General features: G+C 62.0%; 21 protein-coding genes. 13 read left to right on the top strand and 8 right to left on the bottom strand.

The window, feature by feature from the left end; genetic code table 11:
* The 5 genes from VJR68_RS07490 to VJR68_RS07470 all read right to left on the bottom strand — a co-directional run.
* Positions 1 to 1,137, bottom strand: a 1,137-nt coding sequence (locus tag VJR68_RS07490; protein ID WP_324147036.1) for an EAL and HDOD domain-containing protein, incomplete at its 3' end; no start/stop codon positions are given.
* A 77-nt stretch (positions 1,138 to 1,214) separates the two neighbouring features.
* Entirely contained in the window at positions 1,215 to 1,661 is a 447-nt protein-coding gene (locus VJR68_RS07485) for a flagellar protein FlgN (RefSeq protein WP_324147035.1), read from the bottom strand.
* A 13-nt stretch (positions 1,662 to 1,674) separates the two neighbouring features.
* The gene (flgM, locus tag VJR68_RS07480; protein ID WP_324147034.1) at positions 1,675 to 1,986 is read right to left on the bottom strand and encodes a flagellar biosynthesis anti-sigma factor FlgM; all 312 of its coding nucleotides are present in this window, start codon (positions 1,984 to 1,986) and stop codon (positions 1,675 to 1,677) included.
* Between the two features lie 265 nt (positions 1,987 to 2,251).
* On the bottom strand, positions 2,252 to 2,938 hold the full coding sequence (gene flgA / locus VJR68_RS07475; RefSeq protein ID WP_324147033.1) for a flagellar basal body P-ring formation chaperone FlgA: 687 nt from the start codon (positions 2,936 to 2,938) through the stop codon (positions 2,252 to 2,254).
* 266 nt (positions 2,939 to 3,204) lie between these two features.
* Positions 3,205 to 4,515: a methyl-accepting chemotaxis protein gene (locus VJR68_RS07470; protein ID WP_324147032.1), complete on the bottom strand. Its 1,311-nt coding sequence runs from the start codon at positions 4,513 to 4,515 to the stop codon at positions 3,205 to 3,207.
* 163 nt (positions 4,516 to 4,678) lie between these two features.
* On the opposite strand from VJR68_RS07470, the gene VJR68_RS07465 reads away from it, so the two are divergent.
* The 13 genes from VJR68_RS07465 (at position 4,679) to VJR68_RS07405 (ending at position 17,314) form a co-directional block, all read left to right on the top strand.
* Positions 4,679 to 5,605: a chemotaxis protein gene (locus VJR68_RS07465; protein ID WP_324147031.1), complete on the top strand. Its 927-nt coding sequence runs from the start codon at positions 4,679 to 4,681 to the stop codon at positions 5,603 to 5,605.
* A 193-nt stretch (positions 5,606 to 5,798) separates the two neighbouring features.
* Positions 5,799 to 6,206 carry a flagellar basal body rod protein FlgB gene (flgB, locus tag VJR68_RS07460; protein WP_324147030.1) on the top strand — a complete coding sequence of 136 codons (408 nt, stop codon included), beginning with the start codon at positions 5,799 to 5,801 and terminating at the stop codon, positions 6,204 to 6,206.
* On the top strand, positions 6,206 to 6,634 hold the full coding sequence (gene flgC / locus VJR68_RS07455; protein ID WP_324147028.1) for a flagellar basal body rod protein FlgC: 429 nt from the start codon (positions 6,206 to 6,208) through the stop codon (positions 6,632 to 6,634). The genes flgB and flgC overlap by 1 nt, the downstream gene beginning before the upstream one ends.
* A gap of 2 nt (positions 6,635 to 6,636) precedes the next feature.
* Positions 6,637 to 7,323, top strand: a complete 687-nt coding sequence (locus VJR68_RS07450) for a flagellar hook assembly protein FlgD (RefSeq protein ID WP_324147027.1) — start codon at positions 6,637 to 6,639, stop codon at positions 7,321 to 7,323.
* Between the two features lie 43 nt (positions 7,324 to 7,366).
* Positions 7,367 to 8,593 carry a flagellar hook protein FlgE gene (locus VJR68_RS07445; RefSeq protein ID WP_324147026.1) on the top strand — a complete coding sequence of 409 codons (1,227 nt, stop codon included), beginning with the start codon at positions 7,367 to 7,369 and terminating at the stop codon, positions 8,591 to 8,593.
* Between the two features lie 7 nt (positions 8,594 to 8,600).
* Positions 8,601 to 9,341, top strand: coding sequence for a flagellar basal-body rod protein FlgF (gene flgF / locus VJR68_RS07440; protein WP_324147025.1), 741 nt, complete (start codon positions 8,601 to 8,603; stop codon positions 9,339 to 9,341).
* Positions 9,342 to 9,490: 149 nt separating this feature from the next.
* Positions 9,491 to 10,276, top strand: a complete 786-nt coding sequence (gene flgG, locus VJR68_RS07435; protein WP_324147024.1) for a flagellar basal-body rod protein FlgG — start codon at positions 9,491 to 9,493, stop codon at positions 10,274 to 10,276.
* 9 nt (positions 10,277 to 10,285) lie between these two features.
* Positions 10,286 to 10,981 (top strand): flagellar basal body L-ring protein FlgH, encoded by a 696-nt coding sequence (flgH, locus tag VJR68_RS07430; protein ID WP_324147023.1) that lies wholly within the window; start codon positions 10,286 to 10,288, stop codon positions 10,979 to 10,981.
* Positions 10,982 to 11,160: 179 nt separating this feature from the next.
* Positions 11,161 to 12,261, top strand: a complete 1,101-nt coding sequence (locus VJR68_RS07425; RefSeq protein ID WP_324147037.1) for a flagellar basal body P-ring protein FlgI — start codon at positions 11,161 to 11,163, stop codon at positions 12,259 to 12,261.
* 103 nt (positions 12,262 to 12,364) lie between these two features.
* Positions 12,365 to 13,318 (top strand): flagellar assembly peptidoglycan hydrolase FlgJ, encoded by a 954-nt coding sequence (flgJ, locus tag VJR68_RS07420; RefSeq protein WP_324147022.1) that lies wholly within the window; start codon positions 12,365 to 12,367, stop codon positions 13,316 to 13,318.
* A 100-nt stretch (positions 13,319 to 13,418) separates the two neighbouring features.
* Complete coding sequence (flgK, locus tag VJR68_RS07415; RefSeq protein ID WP_324147021.1) at positions 13,419 to 15,314, top strand: flagellar hook-associated protein FlgK; 1,896 nt, start codon at positions 13,419 to 13,421, stop codon at positions 15,312 to 15,314.
* 15 nt (positions 15,315 to 15,329) lie between these two features.
* On the top strand, positions 15,330 to 16,568 hold the full coding sequence (gene flgL, locus VJR68_RS07410; RefSeq protein WP_324147020.1) for a flagellar hook-associated protein FlgL: 1,239 nt from the start codon (positions 15,330 to 15,332) through the stop codon (positions 16,566 to 16,568).
* Between the two features lie 26 nt (positions 16,569 to 16,594).
* A complete protein-coding gene (locus VJR68_RS07405; protein ID WP_324147019.1) occupies positions 16,595 to 17,314 on the top strand; it encodes a methyltransferase domain-containing protein in 720 nt (239 codons plus the stop codon).
* A gap of 138 nt (positions 17,315 to 17,452) precedes the next feature.
* Here VJR68_RS07405 and VJR68_RS07400 read toward each other — a convergent pair whose 3' ends face one another.
* From VJR68_RS07400 to VJR68_RS07390, 3 genes are all read right to left on the bottom strand, one after another.
* On the bottom strand, positions 17,453 to 18,655 hold the full coding sequence (locus tag VJR68_RS07400; protein WP_324147018.1) for a type II toxin-antitoxin system HipA family toxin: 1,203 nt from the start codon (positions 18,653 to 18,655) through the stop codon (positions 17,453 to 17,455).
* Positions 18,645 to 18,902 carry a helix-turn-helix domain-containing protein gene (locus VJR68_RS07395; protein WP_324147017.1) on the bottom strand — a complete coding sequence of 86 codons (258 nt, stop codon included), beginning with the start codon at positions 18,900 to 18,902 and terminating at the stop codon, positions 18,645 to 18,647. Before VJR68_RS07395 ends, VJR68_RS07400 begins: the two co-directional genes overlap by 11 nt.
* A gap of 70 nt (positions 18,903 to 18,972) precedes the next feature.
* Positions 18,973 to 19,917 (bottom strand): helix-turn-helix domain-containing GNAT family N-acetyltransferase (locus tag VJR68_RS07390; RefSeq protein ID WP_324147016.1); only part of this gene is annotated, 945 nt, incomplete at its 5' end.

Genomic DNA, 19,917 nt, shown 5'->3' with positions numbered 1-19,917 from the left:
GGGCGCGAACGGGCCGCGGTCTTCCACCAGGGCGTCGCGGATTTCCGGCGCCAGCGGTAGATGGCTCAGCACGAATTCCATCGGTGCGCACAGCAGCGTATCGAGCAGTGACAGCAGGCCGGCCATGAAGGCCATTTCCTGTTGGCCGGATGGCATGCCTTGCGCCAGCTTTTCGCACATGTGTGCGCGGATCAGTGCGGTGCGCAGCAGCTCCGGCGGACGGTCGTCGGTGCTGGCCAGGGCCATGGTGTAGATCCAGTTGCGCAGGCGGGCCACGCCGAAAAAAATCGCTGCCTGCTGGATCGACTTCAGCTGCCGCGGCAGCGCGAAATAAGCGGAGTTCACGCAACCCAGCAGCTTGTAGCTGAGCACGGCGTCGTCGCGGATGATGTCCCCCAGTTCCACCGGGCCGGCGTTGCTGTCCTGCAGTGCGCTCATCAAGCGCAGCATGCTGAGGCGGCTGGGTGTGAGTACCGGCACTTCGATCTGTTGCGGCACCAGCAGGTAGCGGCCTTGGATCGCCTGGAACGGCAGTTCCTTGCAGCGCGCATAGGTATGGTGATCGTCGACGTTGCCGGCGATCACGCCGATACCGCGCTCGAACAATTGCTTGCAGCGGCGGGCCAAGGTATCGGCATCGAGTGCCTTCGCATCCAGGCGTACATAGCTGGCCAGGCGCAGCAGCGGTTCCAGTGCGCCATGCGGTTCGCTGGCATTGGGATCGGTGTCGCCCAAGTCGAGTAACAGCGGACATTTGCGCAAAGCCAGTTGTTGCAGCCGCTGCAACACAGCGGCGTCGCGCACATAGATCGGATGCACGATCACGCCCAGGCGCGGTGTGTGCGCGAGGATGTCGGTTTCTTCCAGCAGCAATTTGCGCGGCAGGCGCATGAAGGCGCGGTTGCCGCGCACCAATCGCGTGATCGCGCCGTCGGTGATGCCGGAAAGGACGCCGCCCACCAGGGTGGTATCGGCATCGGTGCCGGCGCCCTGTCGGTAAAAGATCAACTCGTAGGCGAACAGCTCTTCCTCGCGGTCCAGCATCGGGCTGCGCACCACCGGCAGCAGCATGTCGCTGAGCGTGCTGGCGTCGTTGGCCGAGGGCTTGGTGGCGGAGGCAGCTGTACTCGTCGTCATGGCATGAATACCGAACTTTTTTGTGGTGAAACGACTGCTACGAGATGGGCACCTGGATCACGGTGCCCGGAAAAGCGTCATGCCTGCGCGAGCTGCACCGATCGATGCGTATCCTGCAGCGCGCCGTTCTGGCCGTAAGTGCCGGTTTGCGTGTCGCTGCCGGTAAGCACCGCCAGCGCACGCCGTACCTGTGTCAGGCGTTGCCCGACCAGCGCGCCGTTGCGTTGATTCTTGTCGCGGCACACCGTCAGCGACTTCAACAGTTCCTGCCATTGCGTCTCGACCTGCTGCGCGGCTTCGGTGGACGTGCTGCACAGGTGCAGGCGTTCCACATCGAGTTGTTCGAGCCGGCGCATCAGCATCTGCTTGGCTTCGCCCGAGCGGTTGAGCGCTTTGGCGTCGGCGACGTTCAGCGCTTCGCGTTCCTCGTCCAGCACCGTGATGAGTTGCGAGGTGGTCGCGCTCATCTCGTCCAGGACGGCGCGCAGTGCGGCACCGAGTTCAGCCTGCAGATTCGGGCTCATGGCATGGGCTTCTTTACTTGCCGCCGCCGATCTGGCCTTCCAGCGACACCAGGCTGTTGGCGATGGCGTGCGCGTTGACCTTGTAGGTGCCGGCGGCCAGCTGCTGCTTGATCTGCTCCACCTTGTGGGTGTCGACCGGCGCGTTGGCGCTGCTGGCCTGCTGCAGGGCACGGGCCGAATCGGTCAGGTGCACGCTGTCATCGGTCTGCGATACCGAGGAGCTGGCCGATGGCGTCGCCGTGGCAGTCTGGGCGGCGCTGTTTTCGGCGTTGGTCGTCGCGAGCGGGAGCTGCGGCAAGCCGTTGGACGAGATGGTTGTATTCATGGTTCTTGGCGTTCTCTCGATATGCCTCGGTAGGGGTATCGGCGTCTCCCGGAAAAACTTGAATGCGCCGATCGCCCTCCAGTATGTAGGTTCGTCCAACGTTTAGGATGCTCTGACCTATTACACGTAGGCGGCACCGGTTCTGTCTGTGTGCACATCATAGGGGCGTTGGCGAAGGCAGACTGGCCGTCTTTCGAGCCAACGCACCGAAGATATGCGCACAGACAGGGCCGGTGACGCCTGCGCGGAATAGGTCGGAGCGTCCTCAAGGGAGGGCTTTCACCTGGCCTTCCCCAATCACTACGCCATTGATTATTCGGCCGGAATTGTCATTACGGACCCTCAGGCGGGCGCCGGTGTCCCCGCCGTCCAGGGCCATGCCGTGGGTACGCACCTCGATGCCGTCCACTTGGGCCACCAATTCCACTTCCTCGCCGGAATGCACGGTCTCCCGACCGTTGAAATCGCCGGGTTCCAACACCACGCCGGCGATCAGAGGCCGGCCCAGCGAGTGGCCCAGGATCTGGTCGAGGCTTTCGATATAGCCATAGCCGAGCCGTGCCACGTCGCGTTCCTCGCTATGCACGTCGCCCGGGCCGGGAATGTCGCCGCGCGCCATCGGATGGCTGGTGACCAACACGTTGTGGAATACCTGCATCTGCACCGGCACCTGGATGCTCCAGCCGGGAGCGCCGGAGCAGCTGACGGCGACGGCCACGCGCGACGGAATGCCTTGGCGCATCGGTAGATGCGTCTGCAAGGCATGCGGGCAGGCGGCGAAATGCAAACGCGGATTGAGCCGTGTCGGCATGATGACGACGCGGCTGCCGGCGGTGCCGTATTGCGTGCGGACGGCTTGTTCGGCGGCGGTGCGCAGATCGTCGGCGGTGGTGTCGGCGTGGGCGGGGGTGGTGAGTGCCAGCCATGCCATCACGGTGAAAAATGCGCGCATAGGCTGGGAACGTGTGGATGTTCCGGTCGCCCGAGATTCTTCATTCGTCATTCCGGCGAAAGCCGGAATCCAGTGAAGTACGTGGTGCGCAGCACACAACACTTTGTATGTCGTGTGCTGCGCACGAATTTTTGACCGGATTCCGGCGTGCGCCGGAATGACGAGTTTTGATTCCACGAGGGCAGGGGAGAGAGTCGTGCGCGCCGAACGCATGGCCATGTTGGGGTTCGCACCCCAACCTACGCAATACGAGGCACGCCAAAACCTCATGCACCCTCGCCAGCCAAGATCGTCGCGAGCTGGCTATTGATCGCCTCGCGCTCGCTCTCCAATTTCTCGGACATCTGCGCGGCCTGTTCGAACTGCCCGTTGCCGAGCAATTCCAGAAACGCCTCGCCGTGTTCGCGCAGGCGCACCGCGGATGCATGCAGGCTGGCGCTGGAAGGATGGTTGCCGTGCCGTGCCGTCAATCGATCCAGGCTGCGCTTCAATACGTCGGTATCGAACCAGCGCCGATCGAGCGAGGTGGGTTCCTGCAGCGCCAGTTCCATGCTCTGGCGCAAACCGATCACCGATTCGCGCACGGTCAGGCTGAGGCTGGCGGTGTCGTTGCCGCTTTCGCCTTCCAGCCAGCCCAGGCACAGGCGATGCGCGAGTGCCGCCGCGCGGCCGAGCGCCTCGCCGTGGCGGCGGGCTTCATACGCGCGGCGCTGCAAGGCGCCCAGCGTGGCTTTCAAGGCGGTGGCGCGCACCTGCGCACCATCCTGGCTATCGCGTAGCGAACGCAAACGCTCGCCTGCGCCCTGCAGTGTTTCGCCACCTTGCTGCAGCGTGCGTTCGGTGGCGTTGACGCCGGTCTGTGCGCGCTCCAGGCGTTGCAGGCTCTGTTGCACGTTGTCGTTCATCTGCAGCGAGAACTCGCCGATCGAACTGGTGACGGTTTCAATTTCCGCCGTCGCCTGCGCGGTTTTCTCCGCCAACTGCTTCACCTCATCCGCCACCACGGCAAAGCCGCGGCCTGCATCGCCGGCACGCGCCGCTTCGATGGCGGCGTTCAAGGCGACCAGGTTGGTTTGATGGGCGATGTCCTGCACGCTGGTGGTAAGCGCACGAATTTGCGCCACCTGTGCGGTCAGCAGGCTCTGGCTTTGATTCATGGCGGACAGCGCGCTGCGCAACAGGCGCAGCTGCCCGTTCAATTCGCTGACGTTGGCCGAACTCTGCTCGCCGGCCTTGGCCGCCTGCTCGACGCCGCCTTGCGCCTGCTGCAGGGTCGACGACATACCGGCGCTGCCGTCCGTCAACTGTCCGACGCTGTCGCGGGTTTCGCCAATCGATTGTTCCAGCGCGGACTGTTCGCGATGCAGCGTCTGCGCATGCGTCAGTACCAGGCTTTGTTGTTCCAGCGACTGCAAGGCCACCACGGCCGGCGCACGCGGCGCCAGCCGCGCGAACACCGGCGCGAGCAGCGCGGCAATGCCGGGATGCTTGCGGCTCAAGCGCGAAACCTCGGCTTCGTTGCCGGCCAGTGCGGCTTGAAGGAGAGCGGCCAGATGCTGGCTGCGGATCAGACTCATGGTTTGCGACGTTCCATTTATAGATGCCTTGAGATCGGCGGCGGCGTGCGAAAGTTGAGGAAGCAAACGATGTGCCACGTAGGTTGGGGTGCGAACCCCAACCTACGCTCAAGTGCGGTCCGCACTGGCCGATAGCCGATGATCGCCATCACGTAGCAAACCCATGAGCACAACGGCGCTCCTCGACAGCGTGGAAAGCCATACCCGCCTGGCCGGCCACAATCGCGTCGCGATGTTGCTGTTCCGCCTGGGTGACAAGCAGTTGTTCGGCATCAATGTTTTCAAGGTGCGCGAAGTGCTGCGCAAGCCAGTGATGGAAAAACTGCCAGGCATGCACGAGTGGCTGGCGGGAAGCTTCGACTACCGCGGCAAGACCATTCCGGTGATCGATCTGGCGACGGCGATGGGGTACGCCCCGTTGGCCAACGTTGCTACCGCGCACGTGGTGGTGACCGAGTTCAGCCGTTCCATGCAGGGTTTTCTGGTGGCGGATTTCCAGCGCATCGTGCATTGCACCGGCGAATCGCTGGAGGCGCCATCGGTGACGCTCGGTTTCGGCCATCGCGTCAACGCGGTCAGCCGCATCGACGGCCAGCTGATGGCGGTGATCGACGTGGAGCACGTGCTGGCCAGCATCGAAGAGGTGGCGACCGAGATCTCGCCGCATCTGCAACAGCAGGCCGGGCTGCGCCAGCTGCCGACGCGCCGCATCATGGTGGTGGACGATTCGGTGGTGGCGCGCGGGCGTCTGATCAACCTGTTCAAGCAGGTCAACATCGATTGCATCATTGCGCAGGATGGCCAGGAAGCGCTGGAACTGCTCACCAACATGATGGAAAGCGACAGCGACCGCATCGCGCTGGTGATTTCGGATATCGAGATGCCGCGCCTGGATGGCTATGCGTTGACGCGCGCGATCCGTGAAACACCTGCGCTGCGTCAGCTCAAGGTAGTGCTGCATAGTTCTTTAAGTGGCGTCTTCAATGAAGCTTTGGTACGCGATGTCGGTGCCGATCGCTTCATCGCGAAATTCCAGCCGGATCTCCTGGCGAAAACCGTGCTTGAGCTGATGGACCCGTCAACAAATTGACGGCGCCTGCGCTGCAACCGTGATGTCGGGAATCCGTCCCGACGCGCCGGTATAACGTCGCCACACGCCGTGCGCACCTGGCGTAAATCACCGCAAATGGCTTTGCCAAGCGGTTTGCACGGCGTTGTCAAGCCGTGGCATGCAACTTGCTCAAACCCCTCCGCAGGCGGTTATCGGCCGCGGGGACGCATTCATGAGCAATCTTCTCGACAACGTGTTCGGTTTGAGTGGCCAGGCACTGGATGTGTGGCAGCGCCGTTCCGAAGTGATTGCGTCGAACATCGCCAACGCCGACACGCCCGATTACAAGGCGCGCGACGTCGACTTCCGCCAGGTGTTGCAGCAAGCGAGCGGCGAGCCTTCGCCGTCGCTGGCCTTGAACACGCCGACGGCGGGCCAGATGACGAGCAGCAGCGAATCGGCCGATAGCCTGAAATACCGCACGCCACTGCAACCGAGCATGGACGGCAACACCGTCGATGCGCAGGTGGAGCAGTCCGCATTCGCCAGCAACATGGTGCATTACCAGGCCAGCCTGAGCTTCATCAACAGCACGATCCAGCAGCTGCGCCTGGCCATCAATGGTGGAGGACAAAGTTGATGTCCCTGATGAAGATCTTCGATACCGCCGGTTCCGGCATGTCCGCCGAATCGCTGCGGCTCAACACCGTCGCCAGCAATCTCGCCAACGCCGACAGCGTCAGCAGCAGTCCCAATAACGCCTATAAAGCGAAGGAACTGATGTTCGCGCCGGTACTGCAGCAACAAAGCGGCGCAGTGGAAGGCGATGCCAACGCCAATGTCGGCGTGCGCATGGCCGGTGTTACCGAAAGCCAGCAGCCGGTGGAATCGCATTACGAACCGGGCAATCCGATGGCGGATGCCAACGGTTTCGTCTATGGCAGCAACGTCAATCCGATCGATGAGCTGGTGAACATGATTTCCGCGTCGCGTTCGTATCAGAACAACGTGGAAGTGATGAACACCACCAAGCAGCTCATGATCAAAACCATCAACCTGGGTAGCTGAGCATGAGCGCCGTAGGCAGCAGCACCAACAGTTATTCCGCTTCAGGCCTGAGCCTCACCGGCAGCACGGTGACTAGCACGCCGAGCGGCTCGATCATGTCGCAGTCCGACTTCCTGCAGCTGCTGACCACGCAGCTCACCTCGCAGGATCCGACCAAGCCGATGGACAACTCGCAGATGGCAGCCGAAATGGCGCAATTCGCGCAGCTCGGCACCTTGCAGAACATCCAGAGCAGCCTTACCGGCTTGAGCAGCAACATCAGCGCCAATGCGCAAAGTGCGCAGGTGTTGAGTTCCGCCAGCCTGGTCGGTCGCCAGGTACTGGTGCCGTCGAACGCACTCACCTACAGCGGCAGCTCGGTCAACGGCGGCGTAAACGTCAGTACGGCTGGCGATGTGGTGGTCACCATCAAGGACACCAACGGCAACGTGGTCAACACCATCGATCTCGGCACGCAGCCGGCCGGCCTTTCCTCGTTCACCTGGAACGGCAAGGACAGCAGCGGCAACGCCGTGGCCAATGGCACCTATAGCGTATCGGCCAACAGCGGCGGTAAGAGCGCCGCACTCACCACTTACGTGGCCGGTGCGGTAACGGGTGTCGGTTACGGCGGCAGCAGCACGGGTACGTATTTGCAAGTGGCGGGTATCGGCGGCGTGCCGCTGAGCCAGGTCGCACAGATCAACTGACGACGCGATCGCGCACCGTCACTCATCAGGGGGTACCAACAGCATGGCTCTCAATCAGGCGCTCAGTGGCATCAACGCAGCCCAGGACCAGTTGAACGTCATTTCCAACAACATCGCCAACGCGGGCACCGTGGGCTTCAAGGGATCCACCGCACAGTTCTCCGAAGTGTATGCGGTGACCGGCCTCAACTTGAGCTCGGTAGCCGTGGGCAGCGGCGCGGAACTTACCGGCGTGGCGCAAGGCTTCTCGCAGGGTGACCTGGAAACCACCAACGGCAGCCTGGACATGGCGCTCAGCGGCAACGGTTTCTTCATCGTCAACAACGGCACCGGCGATCAGTACACGCGCGATGGCGCTTTTCATGAAGACGCCAACGGCAACGTGGTGACTGCCGATGGCTCGAAACTGCAGGTTTATCCGCCGAATGCGGCAGGTGGTTTCAACACCAGCACGCTGACCAATCTGCAGCTCAATACCGCGCAGAGTGCGGCGACGCCGACCAGTACGATCACCGTCAGCTCCAACCTGCCGGCAGGTGCATCGTTGCCGACTGACACACCCTTCAGCCCGACCGATACGAACAGCTATAACAACGCATCGACGCTGACCGTGTACGACTCGCAGGGCGGTTCGCACTCGGCGACGGTGTACTACGTCAAGACCGCCAACAACACCTGGAACGCGAATCTCTACATCGACGGCAACAGCGCCGGCACGGCAGCGATGACGTTCAACAGCGCCGGTACGCTGGTCACGCCGGCCAATGGCAATCTCAGCTTCACGCCGGTGCAGCCCACCAATGGCGCCACGTTCCCCGCCACCATGACCTTGAACGTGGCCAACAGCACGCAGTTCGGCACGGCGTACGCACCAGGCACGATCAACCAGAACGGCTTCGAAGCCGGCGTGCTGGAAAACGTGGAAATCGGTACCGACGGCATCGTTACGGCGGTCTACTCCAACAACCAGACCAGCCAGCTCGGCCAGATCGCGGTGGCCAACTTCGCCAACCTGCAGGGCCTGCAGCAAGTGGGCAACAACCGCTGGCTGGCGACGCAATCGTCCGGCACGGCGGTGCTCGGTACGGCGAGCGTCGGCCAGTTCGGCAACATCGAGCAGGGCCAGTTGGAAACCTCCAACACCTCCGACACCACCGCGCAGCTGGTCAACATGATCCAGGCGCAGCAGGACTACGAAGCGAATTCGCAGATGCTGGGCACGGTGAATTCGCTGTCGCAGACGTTGTTCCAGGCTGTTAGCCGCGGATAAGTAACGTATGGACCGTTCCATCTACATCGCCATGACTGGTGCCACGCAGACGATGCGTGCGCAGGATGCGGTAAGCCACAACCTGGCCAACGCATCCACCACCGGTTTCAAGAGCGAGCTGAGTGCATTTCAAAGCGTGCCGGTGCTTGGGCCCGGCGCTAGCACGCGCATCAACGCGGTGGCGCAAGGTGTGGGACAGGACGACACCCAAGGCACGATCCAGCACACCGGCCGTTCGCTGGATGTTGCGGTAAACGGTCCGGGCTGGATTGCCGTGCAGGCGCCGGACGGTACGGAAGCATACACACGCGCCGGTGATCTGCAGTTAGGCCCGGATGGCAGCCTCACCGATGCGCGCGGCAATCCGGTGATGGGTTCGGGTGGTCCGATCACCATTCCTGATGCCGCGAAAATCGCCATCGGCAACGACGGCACCCTTTCCACCGTGCCGATGGGGCAGGGGCCAAACACGATTGCCGCGGTGGGACAGATCAAGCTGGTCAATCCGGATCCCACGCAGATGAGCGAGGGCGCGGATGGCCTGATGCATATGAACGACGGCAGCACCGCCGATACCGACAGCACGGTGACGGTGACCTCCGGTGCGCTGGAGGCGAGCAACGTCAATCCATCGTCCGAACTGGTGAAGATGATTTCGCTGTCGCGCCAGTACGAAATGCAGGTGCGTTCGATCAAGACCGCGGAAGACGACGCGGATGACAGCACCAAGTTGTTGCAGAACAGTTGAGAGGCCAGGTTATGCATCCAACTCGCAACACGTTCCTCTTCGCCGCACGCAGGTTGGGGTGGCAACCCCAACATCATCACTTTCCAGGCATGGCGACGTTGGGGTTCGCACCCCAACCTGCCTCGCGCACGCCTATCTCGGAGTAAGTCATGTTCTCTTCTCTCTGGATCGCAAAGACCGGCCTGGATGCGCAGCAGACGCAGATGGACGTGATCTCCAACAACCTGGCGAACGCCAGCACCACCGGTTTCAAAACCTCGCGCGCGTCGTTCCAGGATCTGATGTACCAGAACGAAGGCCAGCCCGGCAGCCAGACCACGCAGCAGACAGAAGCGCCGTCCGGCTTGCTGCTGGGCACCGGCGTGAAAGTCGTTGGCAGCGAAAAACTCTTTACGCAAGGCGCGATCACGCAGACCGGCAATTCGCTCGACGTCGCCATTCAAGGCAACGGTTTCCTGCAGGTGACCATGCCCGATGGCACCGTCGCCTACACGCGCGATGGTTCGCTGCATGAAGATTCCACCGGCCAGCTTGTTACCGCCGATGGCTATCCGCTGGTGCCGGCGATCACGCTGCCGGCGAACGTCAACAGCGTCACCATCGGCACCGATGGCACGGTCAGCGCCACCAGCAACGGTTCCACCGCATCCACCACGCTGGGCGTGATCCAGCTTGCCAATTTCATCAATCCCGCCGGCCTGCAGCCGATGGGACAGAACCTCTACCTGGAAACCCAATCCAGCGGCACGGCACAGACCGGGCAGCCCGGCATCAACGGCATGGGCACGCTCGCGCAAGGCTCGCTGGAATCGTCCAACACCAACGTGGTGGAGGAGATGGTGAACATGATCCAGGCCCAACGTACCTATGAAATGAACTCCAAGTCGATCAGCGCCGTGGACGACATGTTGCAGTTCGTGATCAACAAGACTTGATGGTGATTTATGTCTTATTCGTCCATGTTGCTGCGCATCGCCTCGCTCTCGCTGCTTGCCGCCGCGCTGGCCGGTTGCGGCGCCATCCAGGAGCACCAGAAACAGGATGACGCGAAGTGGGCCGCCACCGCGCCGGTGGAGGAAACCTCGCCGCCGCCGCCGGATGGCTCGATCTATCACGACATGCAGAACATGGAACTGTTCAACGATGCGCGCGCGCATCGCGTCGGCGACATCCTGACGATCAACCTGGTCGAGTCGATGCAGGCGAGCAAGAAATCCGAAACCACCACCAGCAAGACCGACAAGGTCAATGTAGGCGCGCCGCAGATCCTCGGGCAGTCGCTGCGCATTGCAGGGCAGTCGGCCAATTCCTCGCTCAATTCCGCCAACAGTTTCGACGGCGCCGGCAGCAGCACGCAGAGCAATCAATTGAGTGGCCAGATCACCGTGACGGTCGCCAAGCGCCTGTCCAACGGCGGCTTGCTGGTGCGCGGCGAGAAGTGGCTGACCATCAACCAGGGCCAGGAGCTGATCCGCATCTCCGGCATCGTGCGTCCTGAGGATATTGCGCAGGACAACTCAGTTGATTCCACGCGTGTGGCCGATGCCAACATCACTTATACCGGCCGCGGCACCTTGAACGAAGCGAATACGCAAGGGTGGTTGGCGAAGTTTTTCAATTCGAAGTGGATGCCGTTCTGAGCCGTTGACTCCCTCTCCCCTCCGGGGAGAGGGCTGGGGTGAGGGGCGAATCTGGCGGGAAACCTATTTAATTTCGAGTACAACCGATGCAAATCTTCAGTCGCGATAAAAGTGAGTTTGGCGGCAAGAGCGGCCCCTCACCCCAACCCTCTCCCCGGAGGGGAGAGGGAGTGATTGGCATCGTCGCGACATTAGTCTTGCTGTTGGGCCTGATCCCATCGGCCCCCGCCCACGCCGACAAAATCCGCGACCTCGTGCAAGTCGCCGGCGTGCGCAGCAACCAACTGGTCGGCTACGGCCTGGTCGTGGGCCTGGACGGCACCGGCGACCAGACCACGCAGGCACCGTTCACCACGCAAAGCCTGGAAAACATGCTGAAGCAATTCGGCGTGTCGATTCCTTCCACCGGCATCCAGCCGCAGCTGAAAGACGTCGCCGCTGTCACGATCACGGCCGAGCTGCCGCCGTTCGCCAAACCGGGACAGACCATCGATATCACAGTGGCTTCGATCGGCAATGCCAAGAGCCTGCGCGGTGGCGAACTATTGATGTCGCCGTTGCGTGGCGCCGACGGCAACGTCTACGCCATCGCACAAGGCAGCGTCGTGGTCGGTGGCGTCAGTGCAACGGGCCGCAGTGGTTCCAGCGTGCAGATCAATATTTCCGCCAGCGGCCGCATTCCGAATGGCGCGTCGGTCGAACGCACCGTGCCGAATTCTTTCAGTCATGGCGGCGACATCGTGTTGAATCTCAACACGGCCGACTACGCCACCGCCAACCATATCGTCGATGCCATCAACCATTTGTATGGCTCCGGCACGGCGCATGCGCTGGATGGTGGTTCGGTATCCGTGCGCGGGCCGGTTGATCCCAGCCAGAAAGTCGCGTGGCTGGGTGCGATCGAAGCGCTGGATGTCGATCCGGGTGAAGCGCCCGCGCGCGTGATCGTCAACTCGCGCACCGGCACGGTAGTGATTGGCGCGGACGTACGCGTGACGGCGGCCGCGGTGGCGCATGGTTCGATCCAGGTGACCATCAGCGAGCAGCCGCAGGTCAGCCAGCCCGGTCCTTTCAGCAACGGGACCACGCAGGTGGTGCCGAACAGTTCGGTGTCGGTGACACAACAAGGCGCGCATATGTTCAAGTTCGGTCCCGGCGTCAGCCTGGATTCCATCGTGCGCGCAGTGAATCAGGTGGGCGCGACGCCGACGGATCTGATCTCGATTCTCGAGGCGCTGAAACAAGCCGGCGCCTTGCATGCCGACCTGGTAGTGATCTGATGAGCAACCTTGCACATCACGTAGGCTGGGATGAAATCCCAGCTTCGCCAAACCCAAACATGCTGGGATTGTCATCCCAGCCTGCGCGTTCGACGGTGATCTAATGGCTGACATCGGCAACGTCGCGGCCCAAACACTGAATACCTGGACCGACCTGTCCGGGTTCAGCGCGCTGCGCCATCAAGCCGATACCGACAGCAATGCCGCGTTGCCAGCCGTCGCCAAGCAATTCGAGTCGATGTTCACCGAGATGCTGCTGAAGTCGATGCGCGAGGCGAACTTCGGCGATCCCTTGTTCGAAAGCCAGGCCACCGATGCCTGGCAGGACATGTATGACCAGCAGCTTTCACTGAATCTTTCCCAGCATGGCAAAGGGCTGGGCATTGCCGATTTGCTGATCCATCAGCTCGGCGGCCATGGCCAAGGCGATGCGAGCAAGACTGGCGGGGTAGACCCGAATGCTGCCGGCCTCGTCGACAACTGGAAGCAACGCTTGTTCGACCTCGCCGATGCCACGCAATCGGCGGCGCGCAAGGCGCTGGCATGGGTGCCGCAGGATGCCGAAGCCTTCGTGCGCGAACTCGCGCCGCAGGCCAGCATCGTGGCGAAGGAACTGGGCTTGTCGGTGCGCACCGTGCTGGCGCAGGCTGCACTGGAAACGCAATGGGGCAAGCACATGCCCACGCATGCCGACGGCAGCAGCAGCTTCAACCTGTTCGGCATCAAGGCCGGCGGTGGCTGGGGCGGTTCGCGCGTGAACGTGCCGACGGTGGAATACGAAGGCGGCATTGCCGTCCGCAAGCAGGCGCAATTCCGTTCCTATCAATCGACGGCCGAATCGCTGGCCGACTACGCCGACCTGATCGGCAAGGACCCGCGCTACGCCAGCGCGCTCGGCCACGGCGACGACGTGCTGGGCTATGCCCGCGCGTTGGTCGAGGGCGGCTATGCCACCGACCCGTCGTACGCCGGCAAGGTGGCGGCCATCGCCAACAGCAGCGTCATGCGGCAGGCCCTGGATGCGCTCAAGAAATCGGTGGGGGTGCCGAATTTATGACTAGCCGACGGGTATCACCCTTTCTCGCCGCCATCATTCCGGCGCAGGCCGGCATGACGGCACGGCAAATCCGTTACTGACCCAAGGAAATGCCCACTCCATGTCCAGCATCCTCAACATCGGCATTTCCGGTCTCAACGCGGCCCAGGTCGCGCTGAGCACGGTCAGCAACAACATCGCCAACGCCAGCACCAGCGGCTACAGCGAAGAAAGCGTGCTGCAGTCGGAAACGATCGGGCAAAGCAACGGCCAGTACACGATCGGCTCCGGCGTGAACGTCACGGCTGTGCAGCGTGCCTACAGCCAATACCTGACGCAGGCGGTGTGGAGCAGCAACAGCAACCTGCAGGGTGCGACCACCACCAATACGCTCACCACCGCGCTCAACGGCTTTCTCGCCAACAGCGGCAACCTGCAGACGGCGCTGGACAATCTCTACAGCGGCTTCAGCAGCGTGGCCAATTCGCCGAGTTCATCCTCGGTGCGGCAAGCAGCGCTGGGCAGCGCTTCCTCGCTGACCCAAGTGTTCAACACGCTCGGCCAGCAGCTCAGCACGCAGTCGGCGCAGGTCAATCAACAGATCGGCGGTACGGTCGGCAGCATCAACACGCTGGCGTCGCAGATCGCCAAGCTCAACAACCAGATCCTGCAGGCCGGCAGCACCGGCAATCCGAATGCGTTGCTCGATCAACGTGACACGCTGGTACAGCAGTTGTCCGGGCTGACCGGTATTTCGGCATCGACCAACAGCGACGGCTCGATCAGCGTCTACACCTCGGCCGGCGGCACGTTGGTAAGCGGCGCACAATCGTATGCGCTGTCCAGTGGCGCCAATCAATACGATCCAGGCAGCACCGATGTGTACGACAGCGCCGGCAACGACATCACCTCGCAGCTGAGCGGCGGCACGCTGGGTGCGTTGGTGAACTATCGCGATACCGTGCTGCAGCCTGCGCAAAACGCGCTGGGGCAATCGGCGATTGCACTGGCGACCAGCGTCAACGGTCAGCAGGCAGCGGGCCTGGATCTCAACGGCCAACAAGGCCAGCCCATTTTCAGCCTCGGCTCGCCAACGGTGCTGCCGTCGAGCAAAAATGCTTCTGGCGGTGCAACGGTAGCAGCATCGGTAAGCAACGTATCGCAGCTCACCACGTCCGACTACCTGCTGCGCTACACCGGTGCAGGTACCGGCACCAACGGCTGGACGCTATCGACAACGAGCGGCCAGAACGTGGCGCTTACCGCCAACGGCAACGGCACGCTGTTCGCGGATGGCCTCACCTTCAGCGTATCGGGCACGGCGCAGACCGGTGACAGCTACGAAATCGAACCGACGCGCAGTGCATCGACGTCGCTGTCGGTCGCGATGACCGATCCGAGCGGCATTGCCGCCGCTGCCGCGCTGACGGCGTCGGCAGGCACGAGCAACACCGGTACCGGCAAAGCGGGTTCGGTCAGCGTGACCAATTCGGCGAACAGCAATCTGCTTGCGGGTGCCACCATCACGTTCGGCGCGGGTGGCAATTACTCGATTACCGATGGCGCAGGTAATACCACCACCGGCACGTACACGTCGGGACAACCGATCACCGCCGATGGTTGGAGCCTGAGCCTGACCGGCGCACCCGCCAGCGGCGACACGTTCAAGGTGGCAGCCAATACCAATGGCCTCAACGACAACAGCAATGCGCTGTCATTGGCTGCGTTGTCCAATAGCGGCGTGACCAATGGGGGCAAAACCTCGGTGATCGCCAACTACGCCAACCTCACCGCGCAGATCGGCAGCGCCGGTAGCTTGGCCAGCGCCGATCTCACGACGCAAACGAATATCTACAACCAGGCCATGGGCACGCAGCAGAGCTATGCCGGCGTCAACCTCAACCAGGAGGCGGCCAACATGGTGCAGTTCCAGCAGGCTTACCAGGCTTCGGCGCAAGTGATCTCCACCGCCGAGCAGATCTTCACCAGTCTGATCACCGCCCTTCAGAACGGCTAAGAGCAGGGTTTTACGATGCGCATCTCGACTTCCTGGATGTACCAGCAGCAGCTCAACACCATGCTCGACCAGCAAAGTGCGCTGGCGCAGACGCAAAACGAAATCAGCACCGGCAATGCCATCAACGTGGCGTCGGACAATCCCACCGGCGCCGCGCAAGTGGTGCAGCTCAGCCACATCCTTGCGCAGAACACGCAGTACGGCAGCAACATCAATGCGGCCAATACGCGTCTTTCGACCGAATCGACCACGCTCACCACCGTCAACAATCTGCTGAGCAGCGTGAACGACATTGCCCTGGGCGCGATCAACGGCGCCATGTCGTCCGCCGATCTCAACAACATGGCCACGCAGCTGACGCAATACCGCGATCAGCTGGTGCAGCTTGCCAATACTACCGATGGCAACGGCCAGGCACTGTTTGCAGGAACCAGCACCACCAATACGCCGTTCGTGTCGAACACCAGTACGGGCGCGGTCACGTATGCGGGCAACGACCAGCAATCCTTTACCGCGATCGGTAGCGGCTTGCAGGTCGCCAGCAGCGATTCCGGCAGCGACATCTTCATGAACCTGGCGGCGGGCAACGGCTCGTTCGTGGCCAGCGCGACCAGCAGCAACACCGGCACGCTGGTGGTGGGCTCCAATAGTGTTACCAATACCGCGGCATGGAGTGCCGCAACCGCATCCGGACCGGTCAACGACACCATCACCTTCGGCGCTAACGGGACCTACAGCGTGACCGACGCGGCCGGCAATCCGGTCACCGACAGCAGCGGCAACCCGGTTACCGGCAGCTATACCGATGGCGGCAGCATCAGCTTCAACGGCATCACCATCAACATGAGCGGCACGCCGAACGCGGGCGACACGGTCAAGGTGCAGTCGGACAACGCATCGAACACGCAGGACGTGTTCACCACGCTCAACAACATGATCACCGCCCTGCAGAGCGGCGGCAGTTCGACGTCCATCACCAACACGCTCAACCGCCAGCTTGAATCGCTCAACCAGTCGATGAATGCCGTGTCCAATGCGCAGGTTTCCGTCGGCAGCCGCATCGATACGCTGCAGCAGCAGAGCAGCGCCTATTCCGACCTCAGCATCACCTACAAGAGCGCCCTGTCCGACGTGCAGAACGTCGACATGGCCTCGGCCATCAGCAATCTCTCGCTGCAATCCACGGCGTTGCAGGCGTCGCAGCAGGTGTTCGCCAAGATCCAGGGCACCAGCCTGTTCGACTACCTGCGTTAATCGATTTATTTACCCAAGGCCACGTCATGCTGCGGCAAGTTCTCAAAGACTATCAACAGATCGATACCGTCGACACGCAGCTGGTGCCAGGTGGCGAATCGGCGGCGCCGAAAGAGCTGATCTTCCACATCATGCAGGACAACGCCGCCGACGTCGAAGTGCTGGATATCGGCTTCGGCAAGGGTGGCCTGGGCGAATTGCTCAAGAGCCACCCGGCGACCCAGCATTGGTCGGTCGATGCGGTGGACGGTTTCGAAGGCGCTTTCAATAACCCGTCTCTGTTCGAGCGAAAGATTTATCGCAACGCCTGGCACGGCCTGGCGCAAAGCATTCCTTCCGATCGTCTTGCCAGCTACAACATCATCTGCCTGCTCGACGTGATCGAGCATCTCAACGCCGAAACCGCCAAGTGGCTGCTGCGCACCCTGCTCACCAGCATGGGCGAAAACGCCTTCCTTTTCATCAGCACCCCGCTGTGGTTCTACCCGCAACACAGCCAGCAAAGCGGCGATCTGGAAGAACACCTGATCGGCGTACCTGCCAGCTCGATGATGGCATTGGTGCCGATGATGTATGCCGTCAATCCGCCATTGATCGGCGGCTTCGTGCTCGGCAAGCGCAGCCTTGATTTCATCGAATTCTTCCAGCCGACCACGGACAAGAATTTCTCGTATCAGCGCGGCACCATGCTGGCGAGCGCCACCGGCTTTCAGAACGTGCCGGGGAAGCTGTTCAAGCTGATGTGACAGCCATGTAGGCTGGGATGAACGTAGGTTGGGGTGAGGCTCGCCGAACCCCAACATGGCCTGCAAGCCTCCGGAATGGTGGGGTTCGCATTCCGCTCACCCCAGCCTACATTTTCATCCCAGCTTACGTGGCGTTGCTCAAGCATAAGTGACTAGGAATTGTTCCAACCCGCGCCGGATGGCGGCTTCAAGTTCCGGAAAGTCTTCAAGCAACGCTGCATGGACGGCGAGCGTCGTCTCGCAGACCGCCAGGATGTTGACGATGCGCTCGCGTGGGTTGCCGATGCCACAGTCCTGGGCGAATACCATGAGTTCCACCCGGGCAAGAAACAGGTTGCGTGTGCCCTTCAACGACAGTGCAAGCCCATCCTCGGGAATGTAAGTGGTGGTGTTGACGATGTCGTAGGCCGGTGCCATGCGAACGTCGCCGGCCAAGGGATGGGTATACAGCACGCCGAAATTCTTCAGGTGCGCATCGCCATTGCCAACGATGCAGGACAGCACGACTTGATCGAATAGCTGCGCTGATGCCTGCGCCTTGTGCTCCGGCGCGCAGAACATATTCAATGCCGTGGCGATCTGGCTGTAGCTGCTCTTGTACTTGTCGGTCGTGGATCTGCCCATCAGAACGGCCATGTCTTCGAACCCCAAGGCCGCCCCTTCGGCGGTGCGGTCGAAGCGCCGCGTCACGAACAACTGCCGGTTTTCCGAGAGATGGAACTCCGGCACGGGAATACTCGCCGCCTTGGCGATGCTCATGCAGACAAACTCGTTGACGGCCAGGCCGGGAAATTTGTCGTCCGCGCTTTTGACGATCAGCTCGCGTGTTGTGGGGGCGGCCTTTCCATAGGCGCCCTCGGGCATTTCCTCCGGCACGAGCAATTTGGGTTGAACGCCGGATACGCCCGTTCGTCGCAGATATCTGCGCGAGAGTTCGGCAAACAGGTCTTCCGCACCATCCCAGGCGAGAATCTGCGCGAGCGGTACGCCTTTGCCAGAGTCATCGGACGGCAGCTCCGGCGCGTCAACCATGACGCGGCCGATGGCCGCCTCGCGACCGGTCAACGCCAGCAACAGCATGGGATCGAACCGACCTGCTTTGGCAAAGCGATTGCGCAATGCCTCCAGAACGTAGCCTTCCGGCATGTTCATCTCGAACAAGGGAAACAGTTGCTCGCTGCGGTATTGCTCCATCCGGTACGGCATGGTCAGGCTGACTTCGGCCGCCGGCGGGATGGATGGGTGGTACTGGAAGAAATACGTTCCCACTTCGCGCGACAAAACGCCCGCGTCACCCTGCGGTGTGCCGACGCGCAAATGCTCGAACGCCTTAGTCTTCATCGGGGAAGATATCTTTCAGCTCTTCAAAGGTGGGCCGCCGAGCCGGGGCAACGGCCAGCTCACCGCCGACGGCATCCACAACCCTGGCATAGGTTTCGATGGCTACGCGGGGGGAGCCCTGTTCCCCTTCAATGACTTTTCGCCGCGGGACGCCGGCACGGGCCGCAAGCGCCTGCTGCGTAAGCCCGCGATGCTGGCGCATGCTGCGGATGGCTTGGCCCAGGCGGGTGAGTGGAAGGGCGGTCATGTGTCGTATATGACACATTTGCCGCTAAGTGCCACGTATAAAGCACATTTTTCCCGCTTGAGGCCGGGTTTTATGGGAGTGAACGCTCCCACACCTGCCCTACCAGATCATGGCCAAAGCTGTGATGCCGTTGCTCCGACACCAGCGCAAAGCCGGTGGCCTGGTAGATGCGGCGCGCGGAAACCAGCACATCGTTGGTCCATAGCAGCATCTTTGAATAGCCCGCTTCGGCCGCAAAGCGGATGCACGCATCGACCAGTCGTTTGCCGATGCCAAGGCCGCGCGCTTTCGGATCGACCAGCAGGCAGCGCAGTTGCGCAACGGAAGGATCATCTGCATTGCGCACCACGAACACACAGCCCGCGCGTTCGCCATCCACGTCGGCGACCCACATGCGCTCCCTGGCCGGATCATGCTTGCTGGCGAACTGCGCAAACAACATGGCGACCAAGGCTTCGAATTCACCGTTCCAACCGAATTCATCGGCATAAAGCCGGCCGTGGCGTTCGATCGCCCAGCCGATGTCGCCGATGCGGTGCGTGCGAACCACTACCTTGTTGCTGCCGTTGGCGGGCGAGAGCAGTCGCTGCACTTCCTGCATCGATGCCAGCAGGCGCTGGCGTCCTGGTTCCGAAAGACGGGACAAGTGGGATTCGGTGAGCCGATGCGACATGCGATCCAATTCGCGAAACGCTTTGCGCCCTTCGGTCGTCAGCGACAGCAGCCATTGGCGGCCGTCCTCTTTGGAAGGTTTCCGCGTCAGCAGGCCTTGCGTCATGAAACCTTGCACCATGCGGCTGAGATACCCCGCATCCAATCCCAGCAGCTCGCCGATTTCGCTTGCCGTCACGCCTTTGCGCGTACCCAATTCGAATAGCACGCGCGCCTGCGTCAAGGTGTAGGGGCTGGCCAGCAGCCCCTCGTCGAGCACGCCGATCTGGCGCGTGTAAAAGCGATTGAAGCTGCGGACGGCTTCGGTCTGGCTCGACAGCGATTCGGAAACAGGCATGGGCGC

Source organism: Dyella sp. (assembly GCF_035277725.1).
Taxonomy (GTDB): domain Bacteria; phylum Pseudomonadota; class Gammaproteobacteria; order Xanthomonadales; family Rhodanobacteraceae; genus Dyella_B.
This window is presented reverse-complemented; position numbering and strand designations above follow the sequence as displayed.